Raw genomic sequence first — 13,674 nt, forward strand, 5'->3', positions numbered from 1 at the left:
CGCTGTGCGGACCGACGACCTGTAGGGTCCGCTGTGCGGACCGACGACCGTGCAGACCGCGCGGTGGCCAGGTTTATGACCAAGGCCCCTGCGCGGACAACGCCTGCGACAACGCCTGCACAATCCCGCTTCGCCACACCCACGGCCGCATTCTAACTCAAGCTGACTGTCACTGAATCCCCGCCGCCTGCTTGAAGTGGCCCTCCAGCTCGAGCCCATAGTCGATGGCGCGGTTCAGTTCCGCGGTGTATTTCTCCACCGCCCCGGCGGAAGTGGCCAGGGCCGCCTGGTGGGCGGTCGCGTCCACCGAGCCGGCGGCCTGCTGGGTGTAGGACTGCGCCTGGCCGCCGGTATCCAGTTGGAAGGGACCGGTGAGCCGGCGCGGGTCGGTTTGCTTCAATACTGCATAGTGACGGTTGAGTTCAGCGATCTTGGCAATCAACTCCTGCTTCACCTTGAGATAGCGCGACAGGTACTCGGTGAAGCTGGCATAGGCGTTGAGATTGCCGATATGGGCCGGGTCGGTCAGGTACTCGGGGGTCCACTGGATGGACGAGCGGAGCCACGCGGGTTCCGCGTAGACTTATTACAAGTGTGACAGAAAGATGTGACAGCGTTGCAACGGTCCGGCAGGCCGTCTTGGCGGCTCGGTCGCCCGCGTTGGCGCAGTCGTGCGTCTTGACCTGGCGGGGGACCCGCCAAGCCCCGGCATCAAAGGCGTAACAAATCGCGGTTAGACTAAGCGGCCATGGGATGCGCGTCGGCCAGCCAGGCGTAGCGTTGCTGCACCGCAGCAAATCGGCTGTCCTCGGGAAACCCCAGAGTTGCCGGCGCTTTTCGCCTGTCGCGCAAGACTCCCGCCGGAACCTGGTATCCTCATTGCCGGCCGTCCGGCCAACGCTACCCACCAATACACCGCTTAAAGGAAACCCGTGATGAAACGGTCCACGACCATCGCATCCGCCCTGTTCCTGACCACTGCCGTCCCGCTGCTGGCCGGCACCTTCGACAATGCCGGGGTCGCACTGGCCGGCTCGGCGCCCGTCGCGCGCATCCTGAATTGCGACCTGGTAAAGACCTCGTTTAAAGGCAGCAACGAGGGCTGGTTCAGCAGCGCCGACAAGTCGGTGGAGTCCACGTGTCTGGCCGGCGACACCCCGATCAACTTCTCCGCCGGTGCCGACAACTGGCCGAAGCTGCTGCAACTGGCCGGGCAGCCGGTCATCGTCAAGCTCGCCCAGAACAAGGGGGTGATCAAGGAAGCCAAGACCGATTGGGTCCTGATCGATATCGCCCCCAAGGTCGGCGCCAAGGCCACCGCCAATCCGGCCAAGGTCTGCGGCGACGACAAGGCGCCCAAAGATCTCAAGGACGTCTGGTCGCACGGCTACCGCGTCGGTCTCGCGGTGGACGTCTGGCAGGGCGGCACGCGCCCGAAGGATGATCACTGGACGGGCGCTCAGTCGGGGCGCAAGGATGACTGGTACGCGGACGTGCGCCTGTCGCGCAGCCGCAATACGCAATGGGCGCCGGACGGCTCGGTGCGCCTCGGCGCCGTCTGCGCCGCCGCGCATGAGGCCATCGCGACCGCCGTCAAGCCGCTGATCTTCGTCTATGACCAAGGCAGCGAGGACCCGCAGTACGTGATCGTGGAGGCTTATGCGATCGATTGATGCCGTCCGACCACACACACTCAGGTCCAAGGCGCCGGAAGGTGACTCAATGACACCGATCGAGAAGGTCGAGGCACTGTACGACGAGCTATTGGCCTGGTACGGCGAGGGCCAGGATCGCGAGACCAAGGCCGCGGCCAAACTGCTCATGATCGCTCTGCTCAAACTCAAGGAGCATGGCGGGTTCGGTTGGCAGGGCCTCGTCGAGGACTATGTGCTCATGCTGAAAAACGACCCGGAGCGCTTCCAACGCGTACTCGATGCGAATCGCGGGGAGTACAAAGCCGGCTGACATGAACCGCTGTCGGGCTTCAGCCCGACCGGGGCGGGTCAGGCCCCTAGAGCGATCACGTAGTCTGAACCTGATTTCCCTTTTCCGATCCTCCAGGCGGGCACACGATGATGAAATCTAAGACATCGGCCACGCGCGCAACCAGCGCGGTCCTGATCGGGCTGGTCGTCCTGTTGGTTGCGGCGGGCTGCTCCACCTTGACGCGCAAACCGGCGGTCCCGGAAACGTTGCAGAATCAGGCGCAGATACCAGGATTAGGCAAGATCCGGTATCGGATCGGCAACCGGGAAGACTTGGCCGAGATGGCCCGCGAGGGGATGGAGTCCATCAAGCGCGAACAGGCCTACTTTGCCAGCCAGGGTCATACCGGCCCGCTGCCGCCGGCGGTCTTCCTGGCAATCTCCGGCGGCGGCGACAATGGCGCCTTCGGTGCCGGGCTGCTCAATGGCTGGACGGCCGCCGGCAACCGGCCGACTTTCAAATTGGTCACCGGGGTCAGCACCGGCGCACTGACGGCCCCCTTTGCCTTTGCCGGGCCGGCCTACGACCACACGCTGAAGGAGGTCTACACGACGATCTCCGCCAAGGACATCGCAACACCGCGGGACTTGGTGTCCGTCCTGACCGGCGACGCCATGGCCGACAATGCCCCCTTGGGGCGGCTGGTTGCCAGGTATGTGGATCGGACCTTTCTGGATACCATCGCGGCCGAATATGCCAAGGGGCGGCTGCTCCTGGTGGGAACCACCGATCTGGATGCGCGTCGGGGCATCATCTGGAACCTGAGCAAGCTCGCGACCAACCGCGACCCCAAGGCACTGGAGCTCTTTCGCACCCTGATGGTGGCCTCCGCCGCGATCCCCGGCGCCTTCCCTCCGACCATGATCGATGTCGAGGTCAACGGTCACGCGTATCAGGAGATGCACGTGGACGGCGGCGCCACGGCGCAGGTCTTCGTCTACCCCCCGTCGCTCGACATCAGGTCCGGGGCGCGCAAACTGGGCATCCAACAGCGCGAGCGGCGGGCCTACGTTATCCGCAACAGCCGGCTGGATCCGGAATGGTCGCAGGTGGAACGTAGCACCCTGACGATTGCCGGACGGGCGATCTCCTCGCTGATCCAAACCCAAGGCATCGGCGACCTCTACCGGATCTATCTCACCACCCAGCGCGACGGGGTCGATTACAACCTGGCCTATATCCCGGATACGTTCAACGCCCCCCACAAGGCCGACTTCGACACTGAATTCATGCGCCAACTCTATGCCGTGGGCTACGACTTGGCGGCTAAGGGGAACCCCTGGAAAAAGACACCGCCAGATTTTTCGGCGGATACCAAAGGGGTTAAATAGCGTCGCGCCAACCGAGGCAGACATCGCCCCGTGCGCCCGTTGAACCGCTCTTTCGGGCGGCTGAGGCCGCCTATCTCCAAGCAGGGGCCTTCGATCTTTCACATGGATCGATCCGCCCCGAGCACCCGTCGTTTTAGAGGTCGCCCCTGCCTACTACCAGGCCGAGATCGCCGCGCTGGCCGGGGCCGCGGTGATCTGGTCGTACCTTCGTCTGCACTTCTGAGCACGCAACTGCTGCCGCTGCCGCACCGGCCGCCGGCAGGCAAAGGAACCTGCTTGGATCGCCCTCACGACACCGCTCCAGAGACTGTGACGGGTTGGGCGATGCGGTTCGAGTACTCACCGCATCCAACGCACTGGCCTCGGGGGCAGCGAGCGGGTGATGCGCCGTACGCGAGTCCGGCCCAGGTACCCAGCACTTAGTCGCCGCCCCCGCAGCCGCCGCACCCACTGCCGCCGTCGCCGTCGCCACCCCCGAAACCGATCGATTCCTTGATGCCCGGGTTGACCCCATGATAGTCGGCATAGAGTGTGCCGGCGAGCACCGCAGTGCCCCCGAGGGCCACCGCCATCGGGAGCTCCTCGTTAGTCGGTGCGCGCGCGACTCGGGCGAGGCGCCGGCGGGCGCCCTCAAGCGCACGGTCGCCGGACTGGGTGCGCAGCGGGGCGTTAAAGAGCAGATAAAGGCCGATAGCCGCGAGGATCAAGGTCATGACAACGAGATAGCCCACCGGACGGTCGCGCGTTAGACCGACCGCGATCTTCGCCGCCCCGAATGCAGCGATCGCCAGCGGGGGCAGGGCGCCGGCGATCCGTGCCTGGCGTGCCGCGGTCGGCGCGGGCACCAGGTCTTGGGACTCCAGACGCGCCCGCAGCGGAGCGGTCCAGACCGCGGCGCAGCGGCGCAGCGTGAACAACTTGTCGCTGATCTCGATCGCCGCGCCGAGACTGCGAAGCTCGTCCGGCAACTCTGCGACGGGCACCTTCAGGTCGATTCGCTGCGGCAGGCGCTCCAGCCGCGCAGCGCGGCGCACGAGTAGTTCGGTGACCGCAGCGTCGATGGCGCGGTCGGGACCGCCGGCCAAGTAGGCGAGATGGTAGGGATCGAGCGCGGCATCCTGCCCGCTGCCGCTACGCCGTGCGCGCCGCCGCAGGATCTGCCGCAGGATGAACGACAAGGCCAGCGCGCCCGCGGCGAGCCCGGCGAAGAGCGCTAGGAAGGGTTCGGCAGTCCAATCAAGCGGGTTGGCGGGCAGCGCGTCGGCCGCTCCGGCCGCGCCAATCGCGGCGAGCGACCCGAGCAAACCGAGTAAACCGAGTAAACCGAGCAACCCCCGCCAACCGGGCAGCCGGGGTCTGGGTAGCACCAGGTGACGCGCGCGATCGACGCGCCGGATGCGCCCCGGATCGGCGAACCGCTCCTGGCTGCCCGGCCAGAAAGCCAGGGGCGGCGGCCCGAAACGGCGCTCGTAGGCGGCCAGGGTGCGGGCGTATTGCTCGCGGAAGCGCAGACCCTCGGTGCGCCCGCCGCGGGTCGGGCCGTGGTGCAGCGCTGTGCCGAGCACCTGCGGGCAGAATATCTGCCAGTAGTCGCGGCTAAAAGTCAGGTGCAGGTGCCAAACCTCGTCGACCTCTTGGCTCGGTGTCATCTCCTCGCCGGCCGTGCAGCACAGAAAGCAGAAGCGGCGGTATTCGTCGATGGCAGCACGCGCCCGAGCCAGCCCCCAACCCTGCTCGCGGGCGAGCCGACGTGCGAAGTCCAGACTGTCCGCGGGATTCTCGAACGGGTGGGACTGCAGACGCGCCAGGAGCGCGGTTTCTTCGCGGGTCCAGAGGGTCGATTCGGACATGGTGGCTCCGGGTGCGCAACACTGTTTACGAGACCTGGGTGGGAACGGCCGCGCCGGAACGGTCCGCAGGAGGTGAACCGGGTGCTCGACGCGCGCCTGGCGACGAAGTGGATAGTTTATTCCAAGCCGCTATTTCGCGGCCATCAAGACAATGCATTTCCGGCCAAGAACCGGGCTATTGCCGCGGCGCCAAGGTATTCGCGTCCGACCCCCATATCCGTACCCTAACAGGCAAGATGGACGCTTCCAACCCCCGGGCTAAGACCCCAGCGGAATACCTGGGCGGTACGGCGAGCTTCCGCACCGATCTGTTCGCAGGTCCGTCGAGCGGTACGCTGATCACCCACAAGGACAGCATTGCCCTATTCAAGAACCTGGGTGTCAAGATCACCCCGGAGTTGCAAAGCCCCAGCGTGCCCATGCCCTACGACAGCGATGGCGATGACGATGGAGTGGGCGAATACACGCAGGAGAATTACGCGCAGCAGCTCATCGACAAGTATCGCGCCGCTAAGGTTCCAGCCGCGGATGTCTTCGCCCAATCGTTCAACCTCGCCGACGTGCTCTATTGAATCGCCAACGAGCCCAGCTTCGGGCGCCAGGCGCTATTCCTCGACGACGCCAATGTTCCTTTGGATCTGCCGTCCAAGGCTGACCTCCAAGATCTGGTTGACCAGGGCGTGCGTATCTGGTCCCCGCCGATGTCGGCGCTGCTGGCGGGGTAAAGGACGGCAAGATCGTCCTGTCCCAAGCGGCGGAGAACGCCGCGCCGACGGGGACGGAGACCGTTCGCGCCGCTGGCCTGAGGAGCGATTGCCAGCGATGGGTACTCGGTTACCGCCCCCCACCCGCACAGGTCTCTCCCAGCACCCGTTCCAACACCGCGATCAGATCCTCCCAACGGGAAACGAACTCGGCGGCGCCGAGGTCCAAAGCGCGGCGGCGATTCACCGACTCATACTCGCTGCCACCGGAGAAGACCACCACCGGCGCTGCATTGTTCCCGCCCGCCCGCAGGCCGGCAACGCGGCGCAGCAACGCCTCGCCGTTCGCCCGTCCGTCGGCCGCCAGGCCGTGACCCCAGTGGCAGACGACGAGGTCGATCCGGCCGGGGCTCAACAAGCGCATCCAGGCCTGCTCAAGCGTCCGCGCCTCGACAAAGCACTCGCCGAACGCATCGCCCGCGTCGCCGCATTCCGCGCTGGCCGCGCGTAACAGGTCGCGTCCCCGGTGGTTGTGGGCTGGGTTCGGATCGAACCACAACACCCGCCGACCGGCGAGCAACTCGCCCAACCGGTGGATTGGATTGGTCTCATCGTAGATCGCCTTTAAGATGGCGTCGAAGCTGGCGTGTTCCCGGCCGGCCTTGCCACGGCAGTAGGCGACCACGCCCAAGCCTTCGTGTCGCTCGTAGTACCGGCAGGCGACCTCCGACACGCCCTCGATCACCGCCCAGGCCAGCGGCTCTCCGCCCCGGCCGCTACCCGCAAAGGCCTCCACCAGCTCGGAGCGCAGTTCGTTGAGGTAGGCGTCGTTCAGTGAATAGCCCAGGAACAGGACGGTGGAGGTGGCGAACAGCGACCGCAGCACCGTGAGGTACGCGGGGTCGGCGTAGAGGCGCCGCTGGTATTGAGCGCGCGTCAGCACCAGCGATTGGGCGACATCCAGCCGGCCGTGGAGTTGGATGACGACCGCATCGCCATCCGCCCGCTCCACGCCCGGCGGCCCCGTATCCAGGGCCACCCGCGCCAGCGCCTCGCGCCAGGGCGACGGCCGCCGACCCCGCAAGAGCTTGCGATAGGCCGTGGGGCCGGGCGGCAGACCAGGCAGGAGCGGGTCGAAGTTGGTGGTCAGGATCGCCCGGAACGGGATGCCGTACAGGTGCTTGAGACGCAGCCGCATATCATCGGGCAGCGGTTCCTTGCGCAGGGCCAGGGCCAGGCGCTCACGGAAGGCATCTTCGCCGTGGGAATCGAACAGGAGTTGCGCCGCCATGGCCAGCTCGCGGCTGGACGGCGCAGGCTGGTCGTTTAGCATCGACACTACCAACTCGTACTCGGATCCTCGCGCGTGCGCCGGCAGATCGCCCGCGACCGCACGAATCAGGTCCTTCCACTGGGGCAACCCGGCCGCGGCCGAGAAGCCAGCCCCAACAAAGGCCACACAACGGCCTTCCTGGATGGTCGCCATGAGCCGCGGATCGATGTCGGGCATCAGGTTATTCCGCTATTCAACCCGTGCCAGCACCTCGGCCGCCTTGACGATCATGGCCGCCGGCAAGGGCACATAGCCCATCTCCTTGGCGACCAACTGACCCTGATCGAGCCCCCACGCCAGGGCGTCCTTGAGTGCCGCGGCCTTGGCCGGGTCCGCATAGCGCGCGTTCAGCAGCAGCCAGGTATAGCTGACGATCGGGTAGGCGTCGGGCCCGTCGGGGTCCGCGACAAAGACCCGCAAATCCGCCGGGATCGCGGTCACCGAGGCTAGTGCGGCCTGTCCGGCGGCCGGGCTCGGGATGATCGGCTGGCCGGCCTTATTGTGCAGGATCGCAATAGGCAGTCCGAGCCGCTCGGCAAACTCATATTCCATATAGCCGATGGACCCGTCGGTGATCTTCACGCGCTGAGCGACCCCGGCGTTGCCGCTGGCGGTCATGGCGGCACCCGGCCAATCCACCAGCTTGCCGACGCCGGGACCCTGCTGCGCCCAGTCGGGGTCGACCCGCGCCAGATGATTGGTCATGGCGAAGGTGGTGCCACTGGAGTCACGCCGCACCACCGGGACGATCGGCTTGGCGGGCAGCGTCAGTCCGGGATTGGCCGCGCTGATCCGCGGATCGTTCCACTGGCGAATGCGGCCGGCGAAGATGTCGGCATAGACCTCCCGACTGAGCACCAGACCCTCGGCCACCCCTGGAATATTGTAGGCGAGGACCACCATCCCGGCGGTCATGGGGATCATGACGGCGCCCCGCTGGGGATCGACCTGCTTGAGCTCCGCATCCGAAAGCGCGGCATCGCTGGCGCCGAAATCCACGGTGCCGGCCAGAAAGCGCTTCACGCCCTCGCCGCTGCCCTTGGCGTCATAGGTGAAGGTCAGATCCGGACGTACCTCCCGGTAGTCGAGGATCCAGCGTTGGTAGAGCGGCGCGGGAAAGGTCGCCCCGGCGCCGGTGAGCTTGAGTCCTGGGGTCTGGGCCGTCGGCGGCGCAGCGGGCGTTTCCGCCCACACCGGAATCACCACGGCGGCCAGCACCGCCAACACCGCCCCCGCGAATCGTCTTGAAGCCTTCATCGTCGTCCCCTCGCGCAACTTGGATCAACTGAACTGACCGGAGATGTAGTCCTTGGTGAGTTGTTCCCTGGGGGCTTCGAAGATCTGCGCGGTGGGACCCATTTCGACCAGATAGCCGGTGCGTCCGCCATGGGAGATGTCCACCGAGAAGAAGGCGGTGGTATCCGCCACGCGCGTGGCCTGCTGCATGTTGTGCGTCACCAGGGCCAGGGTGTAGTTCTTCTTCAGATCCAGCATCAGTTCTTCCACCTGCCGGGTGGCGATCGGGTCCAGCGCGGAGCAGGGCTCGTCCATCAAGAGCACATCCGGCTCGGTGGCGATGGCGCGGGCGATGCACAGGCGCTGCTGCTGGCCGCCGGAGAGCGACAGCCCGCTGTTCTTGAGCTTGTCCTTGACCTCGTTCCACAGGGCGGCGCGCTGCAGGGCCTTTTGCACGCGCTCGTCCAGGTCGCCCTTGAAGCGGTTGAGCCGCAGCCCGAAGGCGACGTTGTCATAGATGCTCATGGAGAAGGGATTGGGCTGCTGAAAGACCATGCCGATGTAGCGGCGTACCAGCACCGGGTCGACCTTGGGTCCATAGACATCCTGTCCGTGGTACATCACACTGCCCTCGAAGCGGAACACCTGGATCAGATCGTTCATACGGTTCAGGCTGCGCAGCACCGTGGACTTACCGCAGCCCGAGGGACCGATGAAACCGGTGATCTTATGCTTCTCGATGGGCACCAGACTGTCTCGCACGGCGAGAAAGTCCCCGTAGAAAATCTTATTGACCTGGCAATCGATGACGACCTCACCGACGGCGGCGTAGGGGTCAGCGACAAACGTCGATTCTGCTGCTGCGTTCATGGTTGTGATACCTTGGAAACTGTGACATCAGACCTTGGGCTGAACGATCAGGCGTGCCAGGATGTTAAACATCAGCACGATCAGCACCAGCACCAGCGACGCCGTCCAGGCCAGTTCGATCTGGTTCGGGAAGGGCATGCCGGAGAAGTTGTAAATGAGGATCGAGAGCGAGGCGGTCGGCTCGGACAACTCGGAGATGAAGTAGTTGCTGAACAACGCCGTGAACAGCAAGGGGGCGGACTCCCCGGCCGCGCCGGCGACCGCCAGCAGGACCCCGGTCAGAATGCCCGGCAGACCGGTGGGCAAGACCACCTTCCAGATCACCTGGGTGCGGGTGCAGCCCATGCCATAGGCGGCGTCCTTCATCCGCTGGGGAACCTGGGCGATCGCCTCCTCGGCAGCCAGGACCACGGTGCGCAACATCAGCACCGCCAGTGCGATCCCGCCGGCCCAGGCCGAATAGCCCCAGTGGATGACCAGGACCGCGTAGACGAACACGCCCGCCATGATGGAAGGGAATCCGGTCAACACCTTGGCGAGGAAGCGCGAGGTATTGGCCAGCCGGCTGCGCGGCTCCAGCACGCCGAGATAGATCGCCGCCAGGATGCCGATGGGGATGCTGAGAACCGAGGCGATACCGACCATCACCAGGGTGCCGACGATCGCCGGGCCGATGCCGCCGCCCAGTTCGAAGCCGGCCGGCGGCAGCCCGGTCAGGACCTCCGCGAAATCGGCGCCGAACAGGCGGCTGCCGCCCTTGACCAGCAACAGGTACATCACTGAAATGAGCGGCACCGCCGCGAGCAACGCGGCGAGCCAGGTCAGTCCGGTGAGCAGACCGCTTTTCAGCGCCCGCGCCTCGAAGCCCTGGCGGGCCAGTTGCGGCATGGGACGCGCGGCCTCGCTTGATCGCGTGAGATCGAAGTCGCTCATTTCTTACCCTCGAACTTGCGAATCGTATATTGCTGCACCGCCAGCCCCAGCACGTTCACGATGAAGGTGATCACCAGCAGCACCAGCGCGGCGTACATCAGCGCCTGAACCTCGAGCTGGCCGGCTTCCGGGAAGGTGGAGGCGAGCAGCGAAGCCAGGGTGTTGGCAGGGGAGAACAGCGACAGGCTGATCTGGTTAGCGTTACCGATCAGCATGGCCAGTGCCATGGTCTCGCCGAGCGCACGGCCGAATCCGAGCACCAGCGCGGCCAGCAGACCGGACGAGGCGGTCGGTAACATGACCTTGAGGATGGCCTCCCAACGGGTGGTACCCATGCCGTAGGCGGCTTCCTTGACCTTGTAGGGAATGCGCCGGAAGGCGTCGACCGAGATCGCCGCCACCGTCGGCAGGATCATGATCGCCAACACCAGGGCGGCCGGGGCCATGCCCGGCCCGGCCAGATCGGTACTGAACAGCGGGAACCAGCCGAATTGACTGTGCAGCCACTCCGCGCCCGGCTTGAGCAGCGGGATCAGCACGAAAATGCCCCAGAGCCCGAACACCACCGAGGGAATAGCGGCCAGCATCTCGATAATGGTACGAAAGACCGTGGCCACCCGATGATCGAGAAAATCCTGGGTCAGAAAGATGGCGATTGCGATACCGAAAATGCCGCCCAGGAACAGCGCCAGCAGTGAGCTGTAGAGCGTGCCCCAAATCTCCGGTAGCACGCCGAACTGCCCCGTATTGACGTTCCAGGTGGTTCCGGTGATGAAGCCCAGTCCATAGGCCTGCATCGCGGGGAACGCCTCGCGCAGTATCTCCCACAGGATGTAGCCGGTGAGGGCAATGATGAGGAAGGCACTGAGCCAGGCCAGACCGCGAAAGATGCTGTCGGCCGCGTAATCGCCACCGGATGGCGGCCCTGAGACACTGCTCGCCGAGCCTGCTGATGCAAATAAGTTAGCCATGGTCACCCTGTCAGGTTGACAAAATGGAAAGGAATGAGGGCGGCGGCATCCGCACGCCTCGGAACGGCGGCCCTGCCGGAAAATAAAGCGTTCATAGGGTGTGGCGATGAACGGACACTGGCGGCAGATTCTCCCGACCGCGGAGTCTGGAAAGAACCTCTCTCACGCCAAGTCGCCAAGCACGCCAAGAAAAGCGCAATTCAGCGGTGACCCCAGTCGCTCCGGGAGCGCCTTGAAGACCCTTGGCGTCTTGGCGCCTTGGCGTGAGACATTCCGGGTCTGCGCCAAGCCGGTGCGGCGAACGCGCCCGCGTGGGCGCAATTCGCCAGCAGTGTCCGTTCCTCACCGCACCCACGGCCTGAAAGAACGCTCCGCGCCGGCTACTGAATGAACTCTGCAGCTTCCAGGACTTTCTGCTGCACGTTCTCAGGCAGCGGAATATAGCCCATGGAATCGGCGATCTTCTGACCTTCCTCGATGCCGTACTTCACCAGCTTGCGCAGCGCCGCGGCCTTGGCGTCGTCCTGATCCTTATAGAAGAGCATCCAGGTATAGGACACGATGGGATAGGATTCGGCGCCCGCCGGGTCCCAATTCCAGGCGATCAGGTTGGGCACGTCGCTGTTGGGCAGGGTACCGCCGGGAAACTCGGAGGCGGCCAACGCGGCGGCGCCGGTCAGCGGACCCGCGGCGACAAAATTCCCCGACTTGTTCTCGAGTTGGGCAACCTGCTTCCAGCCGGTCAGCTTGGCGTAGCCGTACTCGACATAGCCGATGGCACCCTCGTTCTGCTGCACCTGGGCGGTGACACCATCGTTCTTGGGAGCGGCGACGAACTTGCCGGAGGACGGCCAGTTGGGCTGCTTGCTCTTGCCGACCGCCTTGTCGAACGCCTCGCTGATGGCGGCCAGGTGACCCGAAAAGACATAGGACGTGCCGGAGGAGTCGGAGCGGGTCACGACCGTGATCGCCTTATCCGGCAGGGCCACACCCGGATTGGTGGCAGCGATGGCCGGATCATTCCACTTGGTGATGGTACCGCTGAAAATCCCGGCATAGGCGGCGCGCGACAGCTTGAGATCCTTCACGCCTTTCAGGTTATAGATCAGCACGATCTCACCGGCGGTCATCGGCAGCAGCACCACGCCCTGCTTGACCTTGGCGATCTCGGCGTCTTCCATGGCGGCATCGGAGGCGGCGAAGTCCACGGTGCCGTTGATCAGATCCTGTATGCCGGCACCGCTGCCCTTGGATTGATAGTCGACGCGGATATCCTTATGCTCTTTACTGAAATCCTTGAACCATTTCGAATAGATCGGGAACGGGAAACTCGCCCCCGAACCGTTGAGCTTGACGTCGGCGCTCACCGGCGCGGACAGGGCGAACAGCGCAACGCAACCAGCGGTCAACACCGCCTTGATGACGGATGCCTTCTGCATATCATGACTCCCAAGAGGGTTGAAAAAGAAGGCGGCACGCATCGAGCCGGCCGCGATCGATTCTTAGCGCCCTAAGTGTCGCAGTAAAGGCCCCATGATACTGTGACGTTGTGATGACGGTTTTATGACATCCGACGAACGGTCAGTGCCGCGACTGGTGCCTGCCAGAAAGCGGCGAGCAGGCACCAGCGTACAGAAGAGCACCGCGGAACCCGATGGTCACGGGTTCGGCAGCACCAGGCGCGGCCTTGATCGTCGCGCCGGCCAAAGCGGCCATTCGGAGTTGTCCACAGATGACACAGATGTGCACAGATAATGAAAGACATCTGTGTTTATCTGTGTTCACAGATAAAGAAAAACATCTGTGTTTATCTGTGTTCATCTGTGTCATCTGTGGATCAGATTTCCGCACCAGAGTCTCTGCGGAAGGTCTGGTCGGAACGATGATCAAGGCCACCGGGTGCCTAGGCCAGCCCTCCCTTGACCTCGGCGATCCGCCGCGCATCCTCGATCAGCTCATCGGGTGGCAGCGGCCACAGACCGTCGGCTACTGCCGGGTTAGGCCCGAAACCCTCGATGTCGTCGGCTGGTTCCGCCGCGCCCTCGGCGTCCACCAGAAACAATCCCTCGGGACCGCCCTCCGCCGAGCGCACGATGATCCGCGCGCACTCGTGCTCTTCGCCATAGTCCACATCGAAGACATAGGTGTGTTCACCGATGATTTGTTCGTATGCCATATGGATGTCGACCTCAGGGTTAAACCGCGCCCAGCGCGGTATGCGATGTTTTTGGATGGGATCGGCCCCGGCAGACTCGACGATTGCTGGAGCTGGCGCGGTTTAAGGTGATTTCCGACAGATTAGATACCGATAAATGTAGGTGCGACTTCAGTCGCACCTGCGTCCGAATCGGTGCGACTGAAGTCGCACCTACATCCGAGCGGCCTTGATCATAATTCCGGCCACCCGTCGTTGCGGCAGCCCGTCGCGGCCGCGGGCCGCTCCTACCGTAGGAGCGGCCC

General features: G+C 64.6%; 13 protein-coding genes. 4 read left to right on the forward strand and 9 right to left on the reverse strand.

What is annotated here, in order from left to right; translation table 11 throughout:
- Positions 1–169: 169 nt before the first annotated feature.
- On the reverse strand, positions 170–442 hold the full coding sequence (locus QZY03_RS03945; protein WP_295578452.1) for a hypothetical protein: 273 nt from the start codon (positions 440–442) through the stop codon (positions 170–172).
- 493 nt (positions 443–935) lie between these two features.
- On the opposite strand from QZY03_RS03945, the gene QZY03_RS03950 reads away from it, so the two are divergent.
- From QZY03_RS03950 to QZY03_RS03960, 3 genes are all read left to right on the forward strand, one after another.
- Entirely contained in the window at positions 936–1,673 is a 738-nt protein-coding gene (locus tag QZY03_RS03950; protein WP_295578453.1) for a hypothetical protein, read from the forward strand.
- Between the two features lie 49 nt (positions 1,674–1,722).
- Positions 1,723–1,965 carry a hypothetical protein gene (locus QZY03_RS03955; protein ID WP_295578454.1) on the forward strand — a complete coding sequence of 81 codons (243 nt, stop codon included), beginning with the start codon at positions 1,723–1,725 and terminating at the stop codon, positions 1,963–1,965.
- A 107-nt stretch (positions 1,966–2,072) separates the two neighbouring features.
- Entirely contained in the window at positions 2,073–3,317 is a 1,245-nt protein-coding gene (locus QZY03_RS03960) for a patatin-like phospholipase family protein (RefSeq protein ID WP_295578455.1), read from the forward strand.
- A 419-nt stretch (positions 3,318–3,736) separates the two neighbouring features.
- Here QZY03_RS03960 and QZY03_RS03965 read toward each other — a convergent pair whose 3' ends face one another.
- Positions 3,737–5,167, reverse strand: coding sequence for a TIGR04222 domain-containing membrane protein (locus tag QZY03_RS03965; protein ID WP_295578456.1), 1,431 nt, complete (start codon positions 5,165–5,167; stop codon positions 3,737–3,739).
- Positions 5,168–5,178: 11 nt separating this feature from the next.
- Here QZY03_RS03965 and QZY03_RS03970 point away from each other — a divergent pair, with 11 nt between their 5' ends.
- A complete protein-coding gene (locus tag QZY03_RS03970; RefSeq protein ID WP_295578458.1) occupies positions 5,179–5,739 on the forward strand; it encodes a hypothetical protein in 561 nt (186 codons plus the stop codon).
- 262 nt (positions 5,740–6,001) lie between these two features.
- Here QZY03_RS03970 and QZY03_RS03975 read toward each other — a convergent pair whose 3' ends face one another.
- From QZY03_RS03975 to QZY03_RS04005, 7 genes are all read right to left on the reverse strand, one after another.
- Positions 6,002–7,381 (reverse strand): SIR2 family protein, encoded by a 1,380-nt coding sequence (locus tag QZY03_RS03975; RefSeq protein WP_295578459.1) that lies wholly within the window; start codon positions 7,379–7,381, stop codon positions 6,002–6,004.
- Between the two features lie 12 nt (positions 7,382–7,393).
- Positions 7,394–8,461, reverse strand: coding sequence for a phosphate ABC transporter substrate-binding protein PstS (gene pstS / locus QZY03_RS03980; protein WP_295578460.1), 1,068 nt, complete (start codon positions 8,459–8,461; stop codon positions 7,394–7,396).
- Positions 8,462–8,485: 24 nt separating this feature from the next.
- On the reverse strand, positions 8,486–9,310 hold the full coding sequence (gene pstB / locus QZY03_RS03985) for a phosphate ABC transporter ATP-binding protein PstB (RefSeq protein WP_295578461.1): 825 nt from the start codon (positions 9,308–9,310) through the stop codon (positions 8,486–8,488).
- Between the two features lie 27 nt (positions 9,311–9,337).
- Positions 9,338–10,243, reverse strand: coding sequence for a phosphate ABC transporter permease PstA (gene pstA, locus QZY03_RS03990; RefSeq protein ID WP_295578462.1), 906 nt, complete (start codon positions 10,241–10,243; stop codon positions 9,338–9,340).
- Positions 10,240–11,214, reverse strand: a complete 975-nt coding sequence (pstC, locus tag QZY03_RS03995; protein ID WP_295578463.1) for a phosphate ABC transporter permease subunit PstC — start codon at positions 11,212–11,214, stop codon at positions 10,240–10,242. Before pstC ends, pstA begins: the two co-directional genes overlap by 4 nt.
- A gap of 380 nt (positions 11,215–11,594) precedes the next feature.
- Complete coding sequence (pstS, locus tag QZY03_RS04000; protein WP_295578464.1) at positions 11,595–12,653, reverse strand: phosphate ABC transporter substrate-binding protein PstS; 1,059 nt, start codon at positions 12,651–12,653, stop codon at positions 11,595–11,597.
- Between the two features lie 464 nt (positions 12,654–13,117).
- Positions 13,118–13,390 (reverse strand): hypothetical protein, encoded by a 273-nt coding sequence (locus QZY03_RS04005; protein ID WP_295578465.1) that lies wholly within the window; start codon positions 13,388–13,390, stop codon positions 13,118–13,120.
- Positions 13,391–13,674 lie beyond the last annotated feature (284 nt).

Source organism: uncultured Lamprocystis sp., assembly GCF_903933125.1.
In the GTDB taxonomy this organism is placed as follows: Bacteria; Pseudomonadota; Gammaproteobacteria; order Chromatiales; family Chromatiaceae; genus Thiodictyon.